Annotated in this window: 25 protein-coding genes; 16 read left to right on the top strand and 9 right to left on the bottom strand. The window is 57.8% G+C overall.

Going from position 1 to position 20,967, the window contains the following annotated elements; translation table 11 throughout:
• Positions 1-36: 36 nt before the first annotated feature.
• From GOV85_RS18410 to ffh, 4 genes are read right to left on the bottom strand one after another with little or no spacing between them, the layout of a single operon-like run.
• Entirely contained in the window at positions 37-333 is a 297-nt protein-coding gene (locus tag GOV85_RS18410) for a chorismate mutase (RefSeq protein WP_050605269.1), read from the bottom strand.
• The gene (locus tag GOV85_RS18405; protein WP_171180861.1) at positions 330-869 is read right to left on the bottom strand and encodes a GNAT family N-acetyltransferase; all 540 of its coding nucleotides are present in this window, start codon (positions 867-869) and stop codon (positions 330-332) included. Before GOV85_RS18405 ends, GOV85_RS18410 begins: the two co-directional genes overlap by 4 nt.
• Positions 866-1,474, bottom strand: coding sequence for a GNAT family N-acetyltransferase (locus GOV85_RS18400; RefSeq protein WP_171180859.1), 609 nt, complete (start codon positions 1,472-1,474; stop codon positions 866-868). The genes GOV85_RS18405 and GOV85_RS18400 overlap by 4 nt, the downstream gene beginning before the upstream one ends.
• Complete coding sequence (gene ffh / locus GOV85_RS18395; protein ID WP_171180857.1) at positions 1,475-2,983, bottom strand: signal recognition particle protein; 1,509 nt, start codon at positions 2,981-2,983, stop codon at positions 1,475-1,477.
• Positions 2,984-3,235: 252 nt separating this feature from the next.
• Here ffh and GOV85_RS18390 point away from each other — a divergent pair, with 252 nt between their 5' ends.
• On the top strand, positions 3,236-4,123 hold the full coding sequence (locus GOV85_RS18390; RefSeq protein ID WP_171180855.1) for a sulfotransferase domain-containing protein: 888 nt from the start codon (positions 3,236-3,238) through the stop codon (positions 4,121-4,123).
• On the opposite strand, the gene GOV85_RS18385 is transcribed toward GOV85_RS18390, so the two are convergent.
• Entirely contained in the window at positions 4,120-4,641 is a 522-nt protein-coding gene (locus GOV85_RS18385; protein WP_171180853.1) for a hypothetical protein, read from the bottom strand. The two genes, GOV85_RS18390 and GOV85_RS18385, sit on opposite strands and share 4 nt — an antisense overlap.
• A gap of 184 nt (positions 4,642-4,825) precedes the next feature.
• Here GOV85_RS18385 and GOV85_RS18380 point away from each other — a divergent pair, with 184 nt between their 5' ends.
• Entirely contained in the window at positions 4,826-5,356 is a 531-nt protein-coding gene (locus GOV85_RS18380) for a prolyl-tRNA synthetase associated domain-containing protein (RefSeq protein ID WP_171180851.1), read from the top strand.
• Positions 5,357-5,407: 51 nt separating this feature from the next.
• Here GOV85_RS18380 and GOV85_RS18375 read toward each other — a convergent pair whose 3' ends face one another.
• Positions 5,408-6,151: an aspartate/glutamate racemase family protein gene (locus GOV85_RS18375; protein WP_171180850.1), complete on the bottom strand. Its 744-nt coding sequence runs from the start codon at positions 6,149-6,151 to the stop codon at positions 5,408-5,410.
• 72 nt (positions 6,152-6,223) lie between these two features.
• Positions 6,224-6,805, bottom strand: a complete 582-nt coding sequence (locus GOV85_RS18370) for an FMN-dependent NADH-azoreductase (protein WP_171180848.1) — start codon at positions 6,803-6,805, stop codon at positions 6,224-6,226.
• A 119-nt stretch (positions 6,806-6,924) separates the two neighbouring features.
• Here GOV85_RS18370 and GOV85_RS18365 point away from each other — a divergent pair, with 119 nt between their 5' ends.
• The 3 genes from GOV85_RS18365 (at position 6,925) to GOV85_RS18355 (ending at position 9,252) form a co-directional block, all read left to right on the top strand.
• Positions 6,925-7,803 carry a LysR family transcriptional regulator gene (locus GOV85_RS18365; protein WP_171180846.1) on the top strand — a complete coding sequence of 293 codons (879 nt, stop codon included), beginning with the start codon at positions 6,925-6,927 and terminating at the stop codon, positions 7,801-7,803.
• Positions 7,800-8,714: a DMT family transporter gene (locus tag GOV85_RS18360; RefSeq protein ID WP_171180844.1), complete on the top strand. Its 915-nt coding sequence runs from the start codon at positions 7,800-7,802 to the stop codon at positions 8,712-8,714. The genes GOV85_RS18365 and GOV85_RS18360 overlap by 4 nt, the downstream gene beginning before the upstream one ends.
• 124 nt (positions 8,715-8,838) lie before the next feature.
• Complete coding sequence (locus GOV85_RS18355; protein ID WP_171180842.1) at positions 8,839-9,252, top strand: universal stress protein; 414 nt, start codon at positions 8,839-8,841, stop codon at positions 9,250-9,252.
• On the opposite strand, the gene GOV85_RS18350 is transcribed toward GOV85_RS18355, so the two are convergent.
• Positions 9,249-9,584 carry a metalloregulator ArsR/SmtB family transcription factor gene (locus GOV85_RS18350; protein WP_171180839.1) on the bottom strand — a complete coding sequence of 112 codons (336 nt, stop codon included), beginning with the start codon at positions 9,582-9,584 and terminating at the stop codon, positions 9,249-9,251. The genes GOV85_RS18355 and GOV85_RS18350 overlap by 4 nt on opposite strands.
• A 612-nt stretch (positions 9,585-10,196) precedes the next feature.
• On the opposite strand from GOV85_RS18350, the gene GOV85_RS18345 reads away from it, so the two are divergent.
• The 6 genes from GOV85_RS18345 (at position 10,197) to GOV85_RS18320 (ending at position 13,799) form a co-directional block, all read left to right on the top strand.
• Complete coding sequence (locus tag GOV85_RS18345; RefSeq protein WP_171180838.1) at positions 10,197-10,529, top strand: AtpZ/AtpI family protein; 333 nt, start codon at positions 10,197-10,199, stop codon at positions 10,527-10,529.
• 2 nt (positions 10,530-10,531) lie between these two features.
• Positions 10,532-11,290 (top strand): F0F1 ATP synthase subunit A, encoded by a 759-nt coding sequence (locus tag GOV85_RS18340; protein WP_171180836.1) that lies wholly within the window; start codon positions 10,532-10,534, stop codon positions 11,288-11,290.
• A gap of 49 nt (positions 11,291-11,339) precedes the next feature.
• On the top strand, positions 11,340-11,564 hold the full coding sequence (locus GOV85_RS18335) for a F0F1 ATP synthase subunit C (RefSeq protein WP_005981269.1): 225 nt from the start codon (positions 11,340-11,342) through the stop codon (positions 11,562-11,564).
• 86 nt (positions 11,565-11,650) lie between these two features.
• The gene (locus GOV85_RS18330; RefSeq protein ID WP_171096175.1) at positions 11,651-12,202 is read left to right on the top strand and encodes a F0F1 ATP synthase subunit B'; all 552 of its coding nucleotides are present in this window, start codon (positions 11,651-11,653) and stop codon (positions 12,200-12,202) included.
• 5 nt (positions 12,203-12,207) lie between these two features.
• Positions 12,208-12,768 (top strand): F0F1 ATP synthase subunit B, encoded by a 561-nt coding sequence (locus GOV85_RS18325; protein WP_171096173.1) that lies wholly within the window; start codon positions 12,208-12,210, stop codon positions 12,766-12,768.
• A gap of 176 nt (positions 12,769-12,944) precedes the next feature.
• Positions 12,945-13,799 carry a hypothetical protein gene (locus GOV85_RS18320; RefSeq protein ID WP_171236179.1) on the top strand — a complete coding sequence of 285 codons (855 nt, stop codon included), beginning with the start codon at positions 12,945-12,947 and terminating at the stop codon, positions 13,797-13,799.
• Positions 13,800-13,839: 40 nt separating this feature from the next.
• Here GOV85_RS18320 and GOV85_RS18315 read toward each other — a convergent pair whose 3' ends face one another.
• A complete protein-coding gene (locus tag GOV85_RS18315; RefSeq protein ID WP_171180832.1) occupies positions 13,840-14,610 on the bottom strand; it encodes a FadR/GntR family transcriptional regulator in 771 nt (256 codons plus the stop codon).
• A 149-nt stretch (positions 14,611-14,759) separates the two neighbouring features.
• On the opposite strand from GOV85_RS18315, the gene GOV85_RS18310 reads away from it, so the two are divergent.
• From GOV85_RS18310 to GOV85_RS18290, 5 genes are all read left to right on the top strand, one after another.
• Entirely contained in the window at positions 14,760-15,953 is a 1,194-nt protein-coding gene (locus GOV85_RS18310; RefSeq protein ID WP_171180831.1) for a PLP-dependent aminotransferase family protein, read from the top strand.
• A gap of 44 nt (positions 15,954-15,997) precedes the next feature.
• The gene (locus GOV85_RS18305) at positions 15,998-16,405 is read left to right on the top strand and encodes a hypothetical protein (protein WP_171180829.1); all 408 of its coding nucleotides are present in this window, start codon (positions 15,998-16,000) and stop codon (positions 16,403-16,405) included.
• A gap of 140 nt (positions 16,406-16,545) precedes the next feature.
• Positions 16,546-20,001: a chromosome segregation SMC family protein gene (locus GOV85_RS18300; protein WP_171180826.1), complete on the top strand. Its 3,456-nt coding sequence runs from the start codon at positions 16,546-16,548 to the stop codon at positions 19,999-20,001.
• A gap of 53 nt (positions 20,002-20,054) precedes the next feature.
• The gene (locus GOV85_RS18295) at positions 20,055-20,405 is read left to right on the top strand and encodes a hypothetical protein (protein WP_171180824.1); all 351 of its coding nucleotides are present in this window, start codon (positions 20,055-20,057) and stop codon (positions 20,403-20,405) included.
• Between the two features lie 223 nt (positions 20,406-20,628).
• A complete protein-coding gene (locus tag GOV85_RS18290) occupies positions 20,629-20,967 on the top strand; it encodes an acyl-CoA thioesterase (protein ID WP_171180982.1) in 339 nt (112 codons plus the stop codon).

Below are 20,967 nucleotides of genomic sequence, written 5' to 3'. Positions count from 1 at the left end.
GAGGCGTGTCTTTTGTTGAGCCGGCGTAGGCGCCGGTTAGTTCTGATGTTTCTTATGGTGTCGGATGACTTCCTGAATGATGAAATTCAGGAAAGCCTTGGCGAAGTCGGGGTCCAGATCGGCCTCTTTCGCCAGGTCTTCTAGCCGTGCGATCTGTGCCGCTTCACGCGAAGGATCGGACGGGGGAAGGTCGTGTTCGGCCTTGAGCTTGCCAACGGCCTGCGTGTGTTTGAACCGCTCGCCCAGCGTATAGACAAGGATCGCATCCAGTCGATCGATGCTTTCGCGATGCTCTTTCAACAGCGTGGCAGCCTGTGTCACGGGGTTGGTCATTGGCCGGTCCTTTCGGTGGTCAGGTCAATCTGCGGGTGACGCCAGATCTGGGCGCGTTTGCCCAGTAGCTCGGCATTTTCAAGCTCCAGCGTGGCTCCAAGGCGTTCTGCCAAAGCGCGCGAGCGGTCGTTGGCATGGGCGATGTACGAGATCACGCCGTTCAGCCCCTGTTGCCGCGCTGCATAGTCGCGTGCCGCCTGCGCCGCCTCAAATCCCAGCCCTTTGCCTTCGGCCTCGGCCATAAGGGTCCAGCCCAGCTCGGGCTCGGCCCAGCCGGGGGCATCGATCATACCGGCCCATCCAACAAATGCGCCGCTGGACTTTTCGGTCAGGTGCCACAGGCCAAAGCCCTTAAGAGCCCAATGTCCAAGGCGTTTCACGAGGGAGTCCCAGCTGCCAAGCTCATCCTTGGGTCCGCCGACCATATGGCTGCGCTTAGTCGCAGGGAACGCGGTCATCGCAGGCAGATCGTCCAGATGTGGCGCGCGCAGGATCAGGCGCTCGGTCTCGATGGTGGGGATAGTGAACGAGGTCATGCGTATGCCTCCATTCCGCCATCATTGTCCGATGAGACATAACGGTAAACGTGAACGGGCTCGTTGAATACGCTTTCGGCTTGCGCGTCCCGAGTTGCACCCACGCGCCGTGCGACATCTGCGGATTTCGCGTTGTCGGGATCGACATAACTGACCAGCGAAGGCAGGTCGTGTGTATCGAGCGCAAAGCTACGCACGGCAGCCACTGCTTCGGTTGCGATGCCTTGGCCTTCGGCTTCAGCGGTCAGCATGTAACCCAGTTCGTGTTCCTGATCGCCGAACTCCATAGCGACCGAGACAAATCCCGTGACAGTTCCGGTCGCCTTATCCTCAACTGTCCACACTCCCGCGCCGCGCAAAATCCATCCTGCCACGTATTGGGTGAAATCCTGCCACGCGCCATTGCGATCAAATGGGCCATCCATAAAGCGTGCACGATCAGACATCAGAATTTCGGCATAATCCCCGAAATCCCGCAACTCAGGCGCGCGCAGCAGCAGACGAGTGGTCTCGATACGCGGCACCAAAGCACCCAACCGCGCAGACAGCGCGGCTGCAGGACCGGTGGCCGGAGCCTCCCAGGGATATGCCGATGGGGCCGTCATTTACTTTTTCTTGCCGAACCCGCTGAGGCCCTGCGGCAGACCCATACCGCCACCCAATCCGGGTAGGCCGCCGGGCATCTTGCCACCCATCGCCTTGGCCGCTTGTTCCAGCGCCTTGGGGTCCATGCCTGCGGCCATTTCCTCGGGCGACGGGCCACCTTTGCCGAACATGCCTTTCATGGCTTGTTTCAGCATCTTGCCTTTGCCCATCTTGCCCATCTTTTTCATCATGTCCGACATCTGCCGATGCATCTTGAGCAGCTTGTTCAGGTCGCTGACCTCCATACCCGAGCCTGCCGCGATCCGTTTCTTACGGCTCGCCTGCAATAGCTGAGGGTTGGCGCGTTCGCGTTTGGTCATGGATTGGATCATGGCGATCTGCTGGCGCAGGATCTTGTCGTCCAGACCGGCCTGATCCATCTGCTTGGCCATTTTGCCCATGCCGGGCATCATGCCCATCATGCCCTGCATGCCGCCCATCTGGATCATCTGCTCCAGCTGCATTTTCAGGTCGTTCATGTTGAACTGACCTTTGACCATGCGCTTCATCATGCGCTCGGTCTGTTCCATCTCCATCGTTTCCTGGGCCTTTTCGACCAAGGCAACGATGTCGCCCATGCCCAGAATACGACCGGCGATCCGGTCCGGCTCGAAGGTTTCGAGCGCGTCCATCTTTTCGCCAAGACCAACAAAGCGGATCGGCTTGCCGGTGACCGCGCGCATCGACAGCGCCGCACCGCCGCGTCCGTCACCGTCCATGCGGGTCAGAACCACGCCCGAGATGCCGACCTTTGCGTCGAACTCTTCGGCCACTTCAACGGCGACCTGACCGGTAAGGCCGTCGACGACCAGAAGGGTCTCGCGCGGGTCAACCGCGTTGCGGACCTGCTCGACCTCGTCCATCAGGACTTCGTCAATGTGCAGGCGGCCCGCAGTATCGAGCATGTAGACGTCGTACCCACCCAGAGTCGCCTGCTGCTTGGCGCGCTTGGCAATATCGACCGGTTTCTGACCAGGGATAATCGGAAGAGTATCGACGCCGACCTGAGTGCCCAGAACAGCCAACTGGTCCATCGCGGCCGGGCGATAGACGTCGAGCGAGGCCATCAGGACCTTCTTACCCTCTTTCTCTTTCAGGCGCTTAGCCAGCTTACCGGTGGTGGTCGTCTTACCCGAGCCTTGCAGACCGACCATCAGGATCGGGGCAGGCGGGTTGTCGATCTTCAGCTTGCCGGGGTCTTCTTCGCCGCGCAGGGTATCGACCAGCGCGTCATGCACGATCTTCACGACCTGCTGGCCAGGGGTGATCGATTTGGTGACGGCTTGGCCGGTCGCCTGTTCCTGAACCTTTTTGACGAAAGCGCGGGCTACTGGCAGCGAGACGTCGGCCTCAAGCAGCGCAACCCGGACCTCGCGCAGGGCGGTCTTGACGTCTTCTTCGGACAGAGCGCCCTGTTTGGTCAGCCGGTCAAAGACGCCAGAGAGGCGTTCGGATAGATTTTCAAACATGCCTTCGGCCTCCTATGCCGGTTATATTGTGGCACTTCCTACGTAGGAAACACCGGTTAAATACACAATTTCCCCCACGGGCGAAACTCGCTGGTGGGGGGCGATCCCTGAACGACTCAAGGGACCGGAAGATCGAAAGGCTTCCGGATGTTTGGCGGTCATTTACGCCTTGCGGCCGGGTGAGTCAAGATAAGCTATGTGAAGCCTGCTGGTGTAATGTACTCTGATCAAAACAAGCTTGGGGAGGGGGCGATGAGGGAGGATCTTCCTCAAAAGACAACCGACTATGTTGGCGAGGTGACAAACACCGATATCTGGTCCGGGTTCGAGATACGGCCAGACGATGTCTTTGTGTGCACTCCGCCAAAATGCGGCACCACGTGGACGCAGACTCTGGTGCGAATGCTGATCACGCAAACCGCTGACCCTAGCGTTTACGACAACAAGATCTCACCTTGGCTGGATTGCGGCTTTCGCGACCGTGTTGAGCAAGCAAATACACTGGACGCACAAACCCATCGGCGCTGCATCAAGACACATACCCCGCTGGATGGAATAAAATTCTCACCCGATGCGCAGTATCTGGTTGTGCATCGCCATCCCGTCGACGTTCATTTCTCACTGCGCCGGCATGTTGAAAACATGAAGGACGATTGGCTGGATTACCTGTTCCCAGAAGATCTTTCGGAAGCTTTTGCAATGTTTCTGGATCGCCCCGCTTCTTCAAAAGGTACGGATGACTTGACCCTCAGATCTTTTGTTCATCACTTCAGGTCTTTTTGGGCCTATCGCGATTTGCCCAACATTCATTTTCTGCATTACGCCGAACTCAGCCGCGATCTGCCTGGGCAAGTCGCACGGCTTGCCCGCATCATGGATATCGAGATTGGGCCGCAATTGATCAAGGACATCGCCGAGGCGGGCAGTTTCGGGTCGATGAAAAACAACGCAAAACGCCTTGAGCAAACGCCCGGGTTCACCAGTGGGTTCCACGACTTTGCACAGTTTTTTTCATCGGGCACCAGCAACAAGTGGGAAGGCAAGCTGACGTCTGATGACATGGCCAAGTATGACACATGTATCTCTGAAATGGTCTCACCTGAAGAACGTTTGTGGCTGGAAAGCGGGTTTGCCCGTTAACCTACGCCTAGGTTGTGGTTGTTCTGTTTGGACGCAGGGAGCCAATTGTTTACTGCCTCAGCCAGCCGATGAGAACCCGACCCGCTAACAAAGGCTTCGACAATAGGGTGGCGACCAGCGCTCATTCCCTTATCCAGTACAAGGACGGTCCGATACATCCGCGAAGTGCTTTTGTTGCTTCTGGACGTCGTGCTTTCAACTTCGGCATGAGACAGGTTGGACAGTTTGTGTTCCACGGCCTTATAGCCGAACACCGACTGGCGGCGGATCAGAACACTGTCTTTTTGCCGGTCCAGTACAATCTGAACCCGCCTCACAAAGGTGCAGAAGGCACCAAGACCCATGCCACCCCCGAAGACTGCGAAGAAAAGGCCGAACCAAATGCCCTCGCCGCCTTTACTGGCCATGAACAGGCCGGCACATACAAAGGCGAGTATGAAGAGGACCAGTGTGATGCCGATGAACCAAGGCGTGTTTGAAAGGATCAACTGGTCAGGGGTATTGCGCTTGATTTTCATGACGGAACACTACAGCCTTTTCAGAATTCGTTGAAGCAAAGCGCAGCGTTCTTTGCCTGTGTCGAAAGGATAGGCAGCTTACAAACGATCTTGCGTATGCCGACAAGCTTGAGCTTCTGGGCCACTGATTGCAGGCGGGGTCGTTCTATGGCACTGCCCTTGAAACTTTCGCAAGGAGGCCGGGATGGACGCTTCATCCGCTTTTCAGGACACATTACCTTTGAGCTCTGATGCGTTGCTGGCGCAGCTAAATGACTGGGGGCTGGCCTATCGTCTGCACACGCATGTCCCGTTGCGCACGGTCGAAGACTCGAAGGCGGTCGAAGATCAGTTCATGGTTCCCGGTGAAAACGCATTAAGGGTCAAAAACCTGTATTTGCGCGACAAGAAAAAACGCAATTATTTGGTAACGCTCGAGCAGAACCGGGCAATCGACCTCAAAGCACTGGGTGCGGAGCTGGGTGTCGGTAACCTGTCTTTCGGCTCGGCAGACCGGTTGTTGCAAAACCTTGGCATACGTCCCGGCGCGGTTAGCCCGTTGGCGATGATCAACGGCGTTCAGAATGAGGTGCGGTTCTTCATGGACGCTGCGGCCCGGCAGACCGATGTGGTTTACATGCACCCATTGGTTAATGATCGCACTGTTGCGATGTCCCGCGCCGATTTGATGGATTTCTTTGATCGCGTCGGGTGCGAGGTAACCTGGTTGCCGTGATCACACGCGACTACAGACGCTGAAAGTATGCTTGAACCTAAGAAGAGCACTTCAAGTGCCGGTTAGCGCTTCCTTGAGGGCGGCGGTGACATGCGCGGCAGATGGATTGACGAACAGGTGCCCGTCAGCCTCGAACACGGGATCGTCCAGATGGGCCGGAAAGGCCAATGGCAACTCGGTACATGCCAGCAAGATCGCGGTGCCAGGACTTGCGTGCTTGTTACAGAAGTCAAGCAATCGTGCCCGAGCGTTATCAGACGCACCGCCATAGAAGTCGCTGTCGATCATGGCTTGCATTTCAAAGATTTCGGACTCGGGCAGGCGACTATTTGCCGTGATGCCTTCGGCGGCCAAACGTTCAGCATAGTTGGTGGCCTGCATCGTTACAGTCGTTCCAAGCACCAAAGCCTTGGGTGCCCCGGTCCGCGCCGTGGTTTCGGCGGTTGCGTCGAAAATACTGAGGATCGGCATGGATACGCCCCGACGGATCGCGTGAAGCCGTGCATGGGGTGTGTTGGACGCAATAATGCCGAAATCGCAGTCCGCGCGTTCCAAGGTCAGCAGGGCTTCGCGGAACACTGAGTCAAAATCCGCCCAGCTGGCCTCATCCCCAGCGACACCGCGCAGGGCTCGCGTTCTGGCTTGAGTGACAGATTCGATGGTCATCGGGGGGATCGGTAAAGGTGAGCCATGGCCGCGTTCCGCGAAGTGACGCCCGGCCCCTTCGGCTATGGCGCGGTAGTAGTCAACGGTCGAGGCCCAGCCCACCCCGCCGAGAATGCCGATTTTCTTCATGGGTTTCGTCCAGCCTGCCAATCCCAACACATTGGCAGACTGAAGGTTTAAAAGGTCATTGACCAGAGCAGATCAAGCCGCGAGGTCTGAAACTGCCTTATGCGCACTTTCCAGCGCCGCTTCGGGATTCACGGCCATCTGATCCGCTGCGATGACGTCCACGTCATGAATGCCGATAAAGCCCAGCACATGGCGGGCGTAGTTGGTGGCGAAGTCCGCCTCGGAGCCGACGGGCACACCACCCGACGCGATGGCCAGAATGGCGCGCTTTCCTTCCAACAAGCCTTTTGGGCCGTTTTCAGTGTAGGCAAAGGTCAGGCCTGCGCGGGCAACCAGGTCAATCCATGCCTTGAAGGCGGCCGGAACCGAAAAATTGTAAATCGGCAAACCAATTACGATGGTGTCGGCGTCCTGCAATTCGGCCACCAGCTCATCGGACAGGGCCAGCCGATCCCGCTGTACATCGTCGCGCTGGTCCGCAGGGGTGAAGTTCGCGGCGATCCAGTCTTCGGTCAAAAGGGGCAGAGGGGTTGCCAGATCGCGACGGATGATGCGTTCCGCGTCCAGTTGCTTGACCACACGGTCGGACAGATCGCGGGTCGTCGAGTCAACGCGGCGTGCAGAGGAATCGATATGAAGGATTGTTTTTGGCATTGTTCAGGTCCTTTGGGTCAGGGAAATCTTGTACTGTCCCCAATATGATTATTGCGTTGGTGAACAAAACTCGGATACATCAACAGTTATTGTTGGAAATTGCACAGTGACGCATTGCCATGGATAATTGGGACGAAGTGAGAACCGCCTATCAGGTGGCGCGCATGGGGACAGTCAGCGGCGCAGCCGAGGTTCTTGGGGTTCACCACGCCACCGTGATCCGCCACATTGATGCGATCGAGGCGCGGCTGGGTGTAAAACTGTTCCAGCGTCACGCACGCGGATACACGCCGACCGAGGCAGGCGACGATCTGTTGCGCGTCGCACAGGCCACCGAGGATCAGTTCAACCAGCTAGTTGGCCGCATGAAGGGTCGGGGCGACGACGTTTCAGGTGAATTGGTGGTGACATCGCTTGGTTCACTTGCACCCTTGGTGGTGCCCACACTCACCGCGTTTCAAAAGATGCATCCGGATCTCATCGTGCGCTACTTGACCGGCGACCGGCTTTTCCGTCTGGAATACGGCGAGGCGCATGTGGCGATCCGCGCAGGGTCAGCCCCGGATCAGCCGGACAACGTTGTGCAGCCATTCCGACAGGAAGAAGTCGGCCTGTATGCCAGCACAGCGTATATCGAACGGTTTGGCACGCCGTCGGGTATAGAGGATTTCGGGAAACACCATTTCGTCAGTTCTGACGACGAAAGCAGTCGCGCGCCTTTTACCCGATGGCTGCGCGCAACAGTTCCGGCAGATCGCATCACTTTCCGCTGTACCAATAATTTCTGTATGCGCGAGGCTGTCATGGCCGGGGCGGGCATAGGTTTCATGGCGCGCTGGGAAGCGGCCCGCCACGACAATCTGGTCGAGGTGATGGATCCGCTTCCAGAATGGTTCGGAAACCTGTGGCTTGTGACCCACGTGGATTTACACCGCACCACCAAGGTACAGGCCTTCCTGAGTTATCTGAAAGAAGAAGCCAAAGGCTGGAAACCATGAGCCCTCAGGCGCGTGGCCATCTGGCCATGCTGACCTTTTCGGCGCTTGTTGCGGGCAGTTTTTCGTTGGGATCCATGATCGCCAACGAAATTGCGCCGTCCGCCTTGAACGCGGTGCGATTTGCGATTGCGGCTGTAGTGATTGGTATTGCGGCACTGGCCACAACAGGCCTGCCGCGCAGCGCTGTACAGGCGCCTTGGCGCTACCTTGTGTTGGGTGGGCTGTTTTCGACCTATTTCGTGCTGATGTTCTATGGGCTACAAACCGCCCCGCCGGTCAGCGCCGCTGCGGTGTTCACCCTGACGCCCGTTGTTACAGCCCTTGCGGGTTGGGTTTTATTGCGTCAGATCACCACCCCGCGCATGGCATTGGCTTTGACCATTGGTGCGGTGGGCGCGCTTTGGGTAATCTTTCGAGCCGACTGGCAAATGTTCCGCGCCTTCGAAATCGGACGTGGTGAGATCATCTACTTTTGGGGTTGTGTATCTCACGCAATCTATACACCCATGATCCGCAAACTGAATCGCGGAGAGCCCGCAGTAGTGTTCACTTTCTGGACACAAGTTGCCGGGTGCTTGTTGCTGATCGTGTTCGGGTGGTCCGACCTGATGACGACCAACTGGGCGGCTCTTCCGGCCATCGTCTGGATCGGACTGATCTATATTTCGCTCTTCGCGACGGCGGCCAGTTTTGTGCTGGTGCAGTTTTCATCGCTCCGACTGCCCTCGGCCAAGGTGATGGCTTACACCTATCTGGTGCCCAGTTGGGTGATCTTGTGGGAGATAGCGCTGGGAAAGGCTGTGCCCACCGGTTTGATTTTGGGTGGCGTTGCGCTGACCGTCATTGCGTTGTTGATGCTACTTAAGGAAGAAACGCCGCCTGCGGTGCCCGCGGGAACGGCCGCTGATTAACCGGAGCTTTGCTTGCAGACGCCTCGGCTCTTTGATGTATTCCAAAGGTAGAATTTGTTGAGCCAGATCAAAGCCCGTGAAAAACCTCTTCAATACACTTTAAAGCACGTGAGAGGAGGAAGTTATGTTCAACCACATCATGCTGCCGATCGATCGGCATCTACCGCCCGAGGTTCGCAAAGCTGCCGATATTGCCGCGCAGGTGGCGAAATGGCAGGGGGCCAAAATCACTTTGGTCAGTGTTACCGGCGCCCATTTGGGGGAATCCACGGAAACCGAAGCTGAGATCGACAAGGAACTGGCCGCTTTTACGGAAAAACTGGCCGCCGAGGGCGGGGCCGAGGTTGCCGTGCGCAAGATACACTCGGTTGACGTTGCCGCCGAAGTGGACAGCGACCTGACCCGTGCTGCGGAAGAGATCGGCGCCGACCTGATCATTGTGGGGACCCATGCCCCCCGGATCACCGACTATATCTTCTCAAGCCACGCCGGTTATCTTGCAAAACACGCCAGCATGTCAGTCTTTGTCGTGCGCTAGGCTTCGTCTGGTGTCGGAAGCTCTACTTCCAGAAATCGTTCGAACGCGTCCAGATTGACGGGTTCGAATTGTCCGAAACCCTGCATCCAAACCGATGCGGCGCGCAGGGCGTCGGGTTCCAGCTTGCACCATTTCACCCGCCCACGCTTTTCCTGGGAAATCAATCCGGCTTTGGTCAGGATGACCAGGTGCTTTGAAATCGCGGCCAATGACATCTCGAAGGGTTCGGCCACATCCGTAACGGCCATATCGTCCTCAAGCAGCATTGCCAGGATGGCGCGGCGGGTTGGGTCGGCAAGGGCCGCGAAAACAGTGTCGAGCGTGTCGGTCATTGCCCTGTCATAACCGTTTGGAGCAAGGGCGAAAAGGGCGTTACAGCATTGGGTGTTGATAGCTGTCGCTGGGAAAACGCACGCTCATCCCCCGGCTGTCGGGCTTTTACGCGGCCAACCCCGGTGTTGATCTGCGCTTGGAAGCTTTACGTGCGCTGGCGGATGGGGACGGATCTGTCGCTGACGGCGGCACTGAGTGGGTTGGGCGTTTATCTTGGACCCGAGTAATGCGTGCTGACCGATCTGCAGGCGGGTCGTTTGATCCGGTGCCTTCCCATCGGATTCCGTGAGGGAAGTTTCCGGCTGGTTTCGGGGTCAGCTACGGTGCACGGCAGAACGGTACAGGCGTTCCGAACGTGGTTGCTGGATCAAAGCGCAAAACTGCGCGGCCAAGCTGTGTTGCAGGAATAATCAACTCGTTGGTTGAATATGCGGATTCAGCACATTTCAAGCTTCTTCCAGTTTCAGGGTACTCTTTCACAATGATCTGCATCTAATAAAAGTGTTATTTAACAGGTATTTAACCTGCGTCATTTCGGTCTCACGACAGCGTTGACTCTGGGCCATTCGCGCCTTAGCACCATGCCTCAAGACAGCGCGAGGAAACCGTCCGTGACCGAAGACGACCAAAAGCAGCGTATGGCGCAGCTGGAGGCTAAGATCGAAGCGGCGAAAAAGGCTAAGGAACCGGCCCCCCGTGCAGACAGTGACATATCCGGTGGCGAACTTGCCTGGAGGATGGTCATCGAAATGGTATCCGGTCTGGGGATCGGATTTGGCATCGGATACGGGCTGGACAGCCTGCTCGGGACTATCCCGACTTTTCTGGTGCTGTTTACATTGCTGGGCCTTGTCGCGGGCGTGAAGGTTATGCTCCGCAGCGCGAAAGAGGTTCAAGAGAAACAAATGGCGGCGACGGCTGCCGAGAAGGATGAGAGGGACTGAACGTGGCAACTGAGACCACCGCAGCAGAAGGCAGCAGCCTGGTTTTCCACCCGATGGATCAGTTCATCGTGAAACCGTTGTTCGGCGACGGTGCGGTCGGCATGTTCACTGTGACCAACGTGACCCTGTGGCTGTTCTTTGCCATCCTGGCGGTTGTCGCATTGCTGGTTCTGCCCACGTCCAAACGCGCGATTGTGCCGACGCGGATGCAGTCTGTCGCAGAGCTGACCTATGGCTTCGTATACAAGATGCTGGAAGACATCTGCGGCAAGGAAGGCGTTAAGTTCTTCCCCTATGTCATGACCCTTTTCATGTTCATCGTCTGCGCGAACTTCCTGGGCCTGATCCCGACGTCGTTCACCACCACATCTCATTTCGCCGTCACCATCCCGCTGGCGCTGGCCGTGTTCCTGACTGTGACCATCCTGGGCTTCGTAAAGAACGGCGCCGCGTTTCTGGGTCTGTTCTGGGTGTCCAGCGCACCGCTGGCGTTGCGTCCGATCCTGGCAATCATCGAGCTGATCTCGTACTTCGTGCGCCCTGTCAGCCACTCTATTCGTCTTGCCGGTAACGTCATGGCAGGCCACGCGGTTATCAAGGTTTTTGCGGGCTTTGCCGCAGTTGCCGTGATCTCGCCTGTGTCCGTTCTGGCGATCACCGCAATGTACGGTCTTGAGGTCCTCGTGGCCTTCATCCAGGCCTACGTATTCACCATTCTGACCTGTGTTTATCTGAAAGATGCGCTGCATCCTTCGCACTAAAGGTCCGATACCCAAACATCGAAACTTCCAATTCGTAAGGAGACACATCATGGAAGGCGATCTCGCACACATCGGCGCAGGCCTGGCAGCAATCGGTTCCGGCGCAGCCGCAATCGGGGTGGGCAACGTTGCAGGCAACTTCCTGGCCGGCGCCCTGCGCAACCCTTCGGCGGCTGCTTCGCAGACCGCAACCCTCTTCATCGGTATCGCATTCGCAGAAGCGCTGGGCATCTTCGCATTCCTGGTCTCGCTGCTGCTGATGTTCGCCGTCTGATCTGCGGAACCTGATCCTTACGCGCAGGTGGGTCCAAGCCATAGCGGCCCACCTGTTGTAAAGACAACGTTCCGACGGAGGACATCATGGCGACTGAACCCATTACGAAAGAAGTAGCTGGCTCGTGCGTTGACTCCTATGGCTCTGCCATTGGCATGCCGCAGCTCTGCTTCGATTGGTTCCCCAACCAGATTTTCTGGCTGGTCATTACGCTGGTCGTCATCTTTCTGGTCCTGTCCCGCGTGGCTCTGCCCCGCATCGCGGCAATCCTGGCTGAACGTCAGGGGACCATTACCAACGACCTGGCTGCGGCCGAAGATCTGAAGGCCAAGGCGGTCGAGGCTGAAGAGGCCTACAACAAAGCGCTGGCCGATGCCCGTTCTGAGGCACAGCGTATCGCAGCGGAAGCCCGCGCCGAAATTCAGGCTGGTCTGGATGACGCGATTGCAAAGGCGGACGCGGAAATCGCTGCAAAAGCGGCTGAATCGGAAAAGGCAATTGCTGAAATCCGTGCCGGTGCGCTGGAAAGCATTCAAGTGGTTGCCAAGGACACGGCGGCTGAACTGGTCACAGCGCTGGGCGGCGAAGCGGATGCGGATGCCATTGCCGGTGCCGTAGATGCGCAGACGAAAGGATAAGTGACATGCGGAACACTCTTGCCCTTATCCTGACATTTGGTGCGGCCAGCCCGGCCTTTGCGGCCAAGGGCCCGTTCTTCTCGCTTGGCAACACAGACTTTGTCGTCCTTCTGGGCTTTATCGTCTTCATTGCGGTCCTGTTCTACTTCAAGGTCCCCGGCATGATCGGTGGGGCGCTGGACAACCGTGCCGAAGGCATCAAGTCCGAACTGGACGAAGCACGCGCTCTGCATGAAGAAGCACGTAGCTTGCTGGCTTCTTACGAGCGCAAGCAGCGTGAAGTTCAGGGACAGGCTGATGCGATCGTTGCAGCGGCCAAGGAAGACGCGGCTCTGGCAGCGGAACAGGCGAAGGTTGACCTTGAAAAGTCGATTGAACGCCGTCTGGCTGCAGCTCAGGATCAGATTGCTTCGGCTGAAGCGTCTGCTGTGAAAGAAGTGCGTGATCAAGCCGTTTCGGTCGCAGTGGCTGCGGCGGGTTCGGTTCTGGCCAAGCAAATGACTGCTGCACAGGCCAACAAATTGATCGATGCGTCGATTGCAGACGTTGGCACCAAACTGCACTGACGGTTGACCTGACAGAAAAATGAAACAGTTGACCCGAGAGCGTTTCGCTTTCGGGTCTTTTGTTTTGTGGTGAGTTCTGCTTGTTTTGAAGGACACTCCGAATCCTGCCGACCGTTGGGGAACTGGTCGACAGGAAAGCTCCGCAGCAAGCGTGAAAAAACAGGGAAAGACAGGACGTGTCGGGCGACGCAGTTTCGATGAATATTTTAGGCGTGGTCAGAAATGGCGGCTCAGCGCTGATTGACACGATCAACAGGATTGAAAGCCTGTCTGTTCAACTGCACCGCTACTCGGTCACCATTGCGACCAACGACAACACGGACGATACGGACCGGGTATTGTCCGAATACGCGGATCGGAATCAGCGTGTCGAAATTCTTCAACTGGATGGTTTGATTTCTAAACAACCTGACCGGATTGAGCGTATCACTATGGCCAGAAATGCTGTTCTCAAAAGGCTGGAAGAGAAAGACAGCGACCTGGATCTGACTCTGGTTCTGGACTTGGATGGTCCAAATGTCTGTCTTGATGTTCAGGCGGTTCTGACAGCTGCGCAGAGGGTTGTCCCTTTGTGGGAGGGTGTCTTTGCCAATTCCAAACCTGCATATTACGACATCTACGCCTTGCGCTGCCCCGGCTGGTGTGACGAAGACGTCTGGCAACGCATTCAAAACACGCGCAGACCGCTGTTTGGACGTCTAAAGTGGCGCAAGGCTTTGCTGAAGTCGGCGGTTTTTGACCGGCAGTTCCATATTCCAGCCGAAACGCCGCTGATCCCGGTCGACAGTGCCTTTGGTGGTGCTGGGTTGTACAAAACCCGAGCCTTGAGAGGTTTGCGGTATTCTTGTCGGGACGAGAAAGGTCATCAGGTGTGCGAACATGTGATGCTGCATAAACAGTTACGCGACCGTGGTGCCAGGTTGTTCATCGATCCGGCTTTGACAACACTGGCCCCCGATCATCATTTGGGAGAAAGCAGCGGAAAACCTTTACCGCAACATCTGATCCCCGTTGCAACCGGGGCCGCGTAATTCAGCTATTTGTCGTTCGGCCGTCTACTAGGGGTAGCGTTCACTCCCGCCCGGCCTCGTGTTGCAATCTCTGCTGCGCAATGGCTTCGTTCTGGTCGGACTTTCTTTGATCCGCCATGCAACGCTCCACAAAATCCAGATGCTGTTCGATCGCGGTGCGAGCAGCCGAAGGATTTCGCGTTTGTAACGCTTCGTTTATGGCCCGGTGCTGGTCCAAAATCGCCTCGCGCGTGGCCCGCTGTTGGAACATCGTCTGACGGTTATAAAACACGCCTTGTACCAACAGATCGTACATCGAACGCATCATGTGAAGCATGATGACATTGTGGCTGGCTTCGATGATGGCCATGTGGAATTCGGCATCCAATCGCGCCTCATCATCCGCTGCGTTCCGGTCATGGGCCGCCTGCATCTTGTCAAAGACCGCCTGAACCACTTTCAGGTCGCTGTCAGAGCCTTGCCGTGCGGCCCTTTCAGCTGCCAACCCTTCCATGTCGCGGCGAAAGGACAGATAGTCAAAGACCGCTTCGTCATGGCTGCCAAACAATCGGATCAGGGCCGGAGCAAAAGCCGATCCGAGAACATCGGCCACATATATACCGGACCCGGCTTTGGCGGTCAGCAATCCCTGCGCCTGAAGCTCGGAAATCGCATCGCGCAGGGACGGGCGTGACACGCCCATCCGCTCGGCCAGATCGCGTTCCGGGGGCAAACGCTCGCCGGGGCGCAGGATGCCACGCAAGATCAAAAGCTCGATCTGGCGAACAACAGCAAGCGAGAGTTTTTCGGTTTCGACTTTGTGAAAGGGCATCAGAGTTCCTGATTTGGTCAAGTCATTTGACCACGAGCGCATGACGCGTTCAAGGATGCCCGTTCAAATCGCTTGAAATAAAAGGTCAGCATTATTGACTTTAAAATAGACCGCCGTAGGCTGCCCGGAATTGAGATCGGAGGAGCCTCATGTCCCAAAACACATTGTTTGCCACCCGGGCTTCCCGGATGAAGGCATCAGAAATCCGAGAGCTGTTGAAACTGCTCGACCAACCAGGGATCATTTCGTTTGCGGGCGGCATTCCGGATCCAGCGTTGTTCCCAGCCAACGCGTTTGCGCAGGCGTTTCAAGCGGCGCTGGGACCAGAGACACAAGCCCAGGCACTGCAATATTCGGTCAGCGAAGGTTATGTCCCGCTGCGCGAATGGCTGGGGCAGCATATGCGCGAGATTGGAGTGACGTGTGACATCGACAACATCCTGATCACGTCAGGGTCGCAGCAGGCGCTGGACTACCTGGGCAAGTTGTTTCTGTCCCCCGGTGACACGGCCCTGGTTGGATGGCCCACCTATCTGGGCGCGCTTGCTGCGTTCAATGCGTATGAACCCCGGTTTGATCGGTTGAACGGCAACAGCGGGGCCGCGGAATACAAGGCAGCAGCCGGGGATGGGGCGGTGAAATTCGCTTACCTGTCGGCAGATTTTGCCAACCCAACCGGCGAAACTCTGGATCTGCAAGGCAGGGAGGTTTTGTTGGATCTGGCAGAAGAGTTGGATTGCGCCATAATCGAAGACGGGGCCTATCAGGCGTTGCGCTATGACGGGGATCCGATCCCACCGATCCTGTCTTTGGAGCTGGCTCGGAAAGGGTCTATCGAAAACTGTAGGACAATCTATTGCGGCAGTTTCTCAAAAACCCTGTCGCCGGGGCTGCGCATGGGCTGGGTCGTGGCGCCCAAGCCGATCATATCTCAGTTGGTTTTGTTGAAGCAGGCGGCGGACCTGCATTCGGCGACCATAAACCAAATGGCCGTTCATGACGTGGCGCAAGCGTGTTTTGACAGCCATATTCCCCAAGTGCGTGCGGTTTATCAAACCCGTCGCGATGTGATGCTGGACGCGTTGGAACAGCATATGCCCGAGGGGGTTGAGTGGACCCGGCCCGAGGGCGGTATGTTCATTTGGGTCACGCTGCCTGCTGAGGCTAGTGGGTCTGAATTGCTGGCGCGTGCGTTGGACACGGTGAAAGTGGCCTTTGTGCCGGGACAGGCATTCTACCCGGATGGCAGCGGCGCCAATACCATTCGACTTAGCTTTTCAAATTCTGATGAGGCATCAATCCGCGAGGGTATTCGCCGGTTGGGAGAAGTTCTCCGGACCTGAGGCGCGGAAAGGTTCTGTTAACCAAAATCCTGCAACTCTGCGGCATGATCCGGTGTCTTGCCCCTCTGCTGTTGGCTGCCTGCGCGGCCGGAACCCCTCATTTTCGTGACGTGCCTGCCACGCGCGTGGCGGTGAATGGCAGCGTATTCGACGTGCGCGTGCGCGGTGAGCTGGCCGAAGCGGTTCGGGTCAACGCGCAATACGCACCCCGGCTGGGTCCGGTCCGAGACCGGGCTGCCCTTGCGATGGCTCAGGTTTCGGGTTGTCCGATTCTGGATGTGCTGGGCGATGCGGCGGTAACGGTTGGTGTTTTGGGCTGCGATCGAGACGCTGGCGAGCGGTTGCTGCTGACCGCTGTTTCTACGCCCAATTATGAATGCATCGACTATGGCATCTACGAAAACGTTGGGGATGACTACGGCTATCAGGTCTTTGAGTGCACACCATATTGATATACGCGTATTTTCGGGTATTCCGGCAAGATATTGTGGATAACTCAAAATGATATCCCATATCCTGCGCAACTCCGTTGACTCGGACCCTATCCCTTGCGCAGACTTTCAACTCATAGGAATCATGGGACACGCTGCCATTGCGTTTCAGCAAGCTCAAACTGACCGGCTTCAAAAGCTTTGTTGATCCGACCGATCTGATCATCGCGGACGGGTTGACAGGTGTGGTGGGGCCAAATGGCTGCGGCAAGTCCAACCTTCTGGAAGCTTTGCGATGGGTGATGGGCGAGAATCGCCCCAAATCCATGCGTGGCGGTGCGATGGAGGATGTGATTTTTGCCGGTGCAGCCACGCGGCCCGCGCGCAATTTTGCCGAGGTTGTCCTGACCATGGACAACTCGGAACGCCTCGCGCCATCCGGGTTCAACGACAGCGATCAGTTGGAGATCGTGCGGCGCATCACCCGCGATGTTGGCAGCGCTTACAAAACCAACGGCAAGGATGTGCGCGCGCGCGATGTACAGATGCTGTTCGCCGATGCCTCGACCGGGGCGCATTCGCCTGCGCTGGTCGGGCAGAACCGCATCGCCGAATTGATCAACGCCAAACCCCGCGCGCGCCGCCGCATTCTGGAAGAAGCTGCTGGGATCTCGGGTCTGTATCAGCGTCGTCACGAAGCCGAATTGAAGCTGAAGGGCACCGAGGCGAACCTGACCCGCGTCGATGACGTTCTGGAGCAGCTTGGTGGGCAATTGGCTCAACTGGCGCGCCAGGCCCGCCAAGCTGCACGATACCGCGAGATTGGCGAGCAACTGCGTCAGGCCGAAGGGATGCTGCTCTATCGGCGCTGGAAAGAGGCCGATATGGCCCGCCAGCAGGCTGAAGATAAGCTGCGTGAACGTATCGCCGTCGCCTCTCGTGCCGAAGCTGAGGCGCGCGCCGCTGCTGCAAAACGGGCTGAAATCGAGGAAACTTTGCCGCCTTTGCGGGAAGAAGAGGCCATTGCTGCGGCTGTCTTGCAACGCCAGCAGGTGCAGCGCGATCAGCTTGCGGATCAGGAAACCCGCGCGCGGCAAACCATTGAGACACTGACCAACCGTATCCAGCAGCTTGGCAATGATATTGAACGAGAAACCGGTCTGAACCGCGACGCGGGCCAGATGATCGAGCGCCTGGAATGGGAAGCGCGCGAGCTGGCGAAAGCAGCCGAGGGTCATGACGAGAAAGTGGCCGAAGCGGCAGAAATCGCACGCGAAGCAGCCTCGATTCTGCAGGACCGTGAAGACCACCTGTCGCAACAGACCGAAGATATGGCTCGCCTTGTTGCACGGCATCAATCGGCACAGCGATTGGTAGAAGACAGTCGCAAGACATTGGCCCGGTCTGAGGGCGAAGAGGAAAAGGCACGACAGGCTGTGGATGAGGCCAAGACAGCCCTGACCCGCGCCAGCGAAGCGTTCGAAGCAGCCCTTGAGGGCGAAGAGGAAGCCCGAGAAGCAGCGGAAGCCGCAGAAGAGGCTCTGGCTGCTGCAGATGAGCTGCGCAACGAAACGCAAGCCCGCGAGGCCGAAGCGCGCGCACAGCGTTCTGAGGCCGAAGGTGAGCTTGGTGCGATCCGGGCCGAAACCACGGCGCTGGCCAAGCTGGTGGAACGCGACACCGCTGAAGGTGGTCAAGTGCTGGATTTGTTGCGCGTCGAGCCGGGCTTTGAAAAGGCTCTGGGCGCCGCGTTGGCCGATGATCTGCGCGCGCCGCTGGTCGACGGCGATGGCCCCTCTGGCTGGGTGCAGGTGGCGGGCTATGACGGGGATCAGCCTTTGCCGGATGGGGTTGAACCGCTGGCGCTGCACGTCTCCGGCCCGGATCGTCTCAGCCGTCGGATTGCGCAGATCGGTGTTATAGATGCTGATCAAGGCGCACGCTTGCAGGCGTCTTTGAAACCGGGGCAGCGGCTTGTATCCCGCTCAGGCGACCTGTGGCGTTGGGATGGGTTCCGGGCGTGGGCCGAGGATGCCCCAAGCGCGGCAGCGCTACGGTTAGAGCAGCTCAACAAGCTGGAAGCGTTGAAACAGGAACTTGCCCGCACCGAGGCGCAGGCAGAAGGTGCGCGCGCCGCGCATGAGGCGCTGTCGCGGCAATTGGCGGATGTGACTGAGGCCGACCGCCGTGCGCGAGAAGCCCGCCGTGCTGCGGATCAGCGCATGGCCGAAACTGCGCGCTTGCTCAGCCGCGCCGAAGCGGATCGTAATCTGGCGCAGGGCAAGCTGGAGACTTTGACCCTTGCCGTAGATCGCCACAAGGAAGACGCTATGGCGGCCCGCGCGCAACTGCGCGAAGCCGAGGGCGCATTGAATGGCTTGGGCGATCTCGACAGTGCACGTGCCGAGGTCGAAGACATCAAACAAACTGTCGAGGCGGCGCGGATCACGATGCTGACCCACCGTTCGACCCATGATGAGCTGCGTCGTGAGGGGGACGCACGCACCCGCCGCTCGCAAGAGGTCACTAAGGATCTCAGCGGGTGGCGGCACCGATTGGAAACCGCTGAAAAGCGGATTTCGGAATTGGCTGAGCGCAAGGAAAGTTCGGAAGAGGAACTGACCGAGGCCATGGCCGCACCGGCAGAAATCGCCGAAGCGCGGGAAGAGCTGAACGAATTGATCGAAGCTGCCGAAGCGCGCCGGGCAGAGGCTGCGGACAAGCTGGCCGAGGCTGAGGCCCAGCAGCGTGAGGTTGTTCTGGCAGAACGTGAAGCGGAACGCCTGGCGTCGGAAGCGCGCGAAAGCCGCGCGGCGGCTGAGGCGCGCTGTGATGCGGCAAAGGAAAGTGTGGTCGCTGCGGCAGAACGGATCGCTGAGGATCAACAACTGACCCCGAACCAGTTGCTGAACCAGTTGGATGTGAACCCCGACCAGATGCCTGCGGCGGATGTTCTGGAATCTGAGGTGAACCGCCACAAGCGTCAACGCGACGCCATGGGTGCGGTGAACCTGCGGGCGGAAGAAGACAGCAAAGAAGTTCAGGAAGAGTTCGACACGCTCAGCAGCGAAAAGGCCGATTTGGAAGAGGCGATCAAGGCCCTGCGCAGCGGTATCGCAAGCCTCAACCGCGAAGGGCGCGAACGTCTGCTGACCGCGTTTGAACAGGTGAACTCGAACTTCGCGATGCTTTTCAAGCACCTGTTTGGGGGTGGCGAGGCCAACTTGGTCATGGTTGAAAGCGACGATCCGCTCGATGCGGGGCTTGAGATCATGTGCCAGCCGCCGGGCAAGAAACTGTCGACCCTCAGCCTGTTGTCGGGCGGGGAACAAACCCTTACTGCGACCGCGCTGATTTTTGGTGTCTTCCTCGCCAATCCCGCACCGATCTGTGTGTTGGACGAGGTCGACGCGCCGCTGGACGACGCCAACGTCACGCGCTTTTGCGACTTGCTGGACGAGATGTGCCGCCAAACCGACACACGCTTTCTGATCATCACCCACCACGCAGTGACAATGGCACGGATGGACCGATTGTTCGGCGTCACGATGCAGGAACAAGGCGTGAGCCAGCTGGTCTCGGTTGATCTGAAAAAGGCCGAACAGATGGTCGCGTGACCGTTCACTGCAAGTTTACAACGTTTGCGTTCGGATCGCGCTAGCTTGGGCGCATGACACGATTTCTGATCCCCGCCCTGTTCGTAGCAAGCTTTGCTTATGCTGCAGACTGGCCTTTAAAGTCCGGGGACACTCCTCTGACATCAGCAGAGCTTGACGCTTTGGCAGGCCAAACGATCACCTTCTACGATGATGGTCAGGCCAAATTCTCGGCTGGTGGGGCTTATTCCTATACCTATGCCAGCGGAGACTCGGCTTTCGGCACCTATTCCATCTCCAAGGACGGCAGCGTTTGTATCGCCTATCGAAACGGATTCAGCCGGTGTGATCTTTATGTACGAAGCGGTGAACGGCTGATTCTGATTGATCAGAAAGGAGATCGCTATCCCGTCCGGTCTGATTAATGCTTTTCGAAATTGAGGCGCTCGACCTGAGCGCAAAGCTGGTGCTCTCTTCATTTTGGTAGGAAACCTTGCCAGACTGAACGGAGGACCATGCCAGTCTATGGCTTAGGAAGGGATTGAACCTGTGGCAGAAGACACCGACGACCGGCTCGCTTTAGGAAAGCAACGCGGCTCACATGGTCGTCAGCAGGACGAAGGTGTTCTGGTCATTCGAACGATTGCAATGCCCGCGGATACCAACCCGGCTGGTGATATTTTTGGCGGGTGGCTGATGTCACAAATGGATCTGGCGGCGGGTAATATGGCGGCGCGTGTGGCGCAAGGACGCGCCGCGACCGTTTCCGTTGAGGCCATGCAATTCTTGCAACCGGTCAAAGTTGGGGACGAAGTGACACTGTATGCGGCGCTGACGCATGTCGGGCGCACATCCATTCGTGTTCACGTGGATGTCTGGGCACGCCCGAGGCAATCGCAGAATGGAAAAAAGGTTACGGAAGCCGAGTTCGTATTCGTCGCTTTGGACGACAACGGTGCGCCGCGCCCTGTGTTCGACGACAGTTAA

The organism is Ruegeria sp. HKCCA4633, from assembly GCF_013034605.1.
Taxonomy (GTDB): Bacteria; Pseudomonadota; Alphaproteobacteria; order Rhodobacterales; family Rhodobacteraceae; genus Ruegeria.
This window is presented reverse-complemented; position numbering and strand designations above follow the sequence as displayed.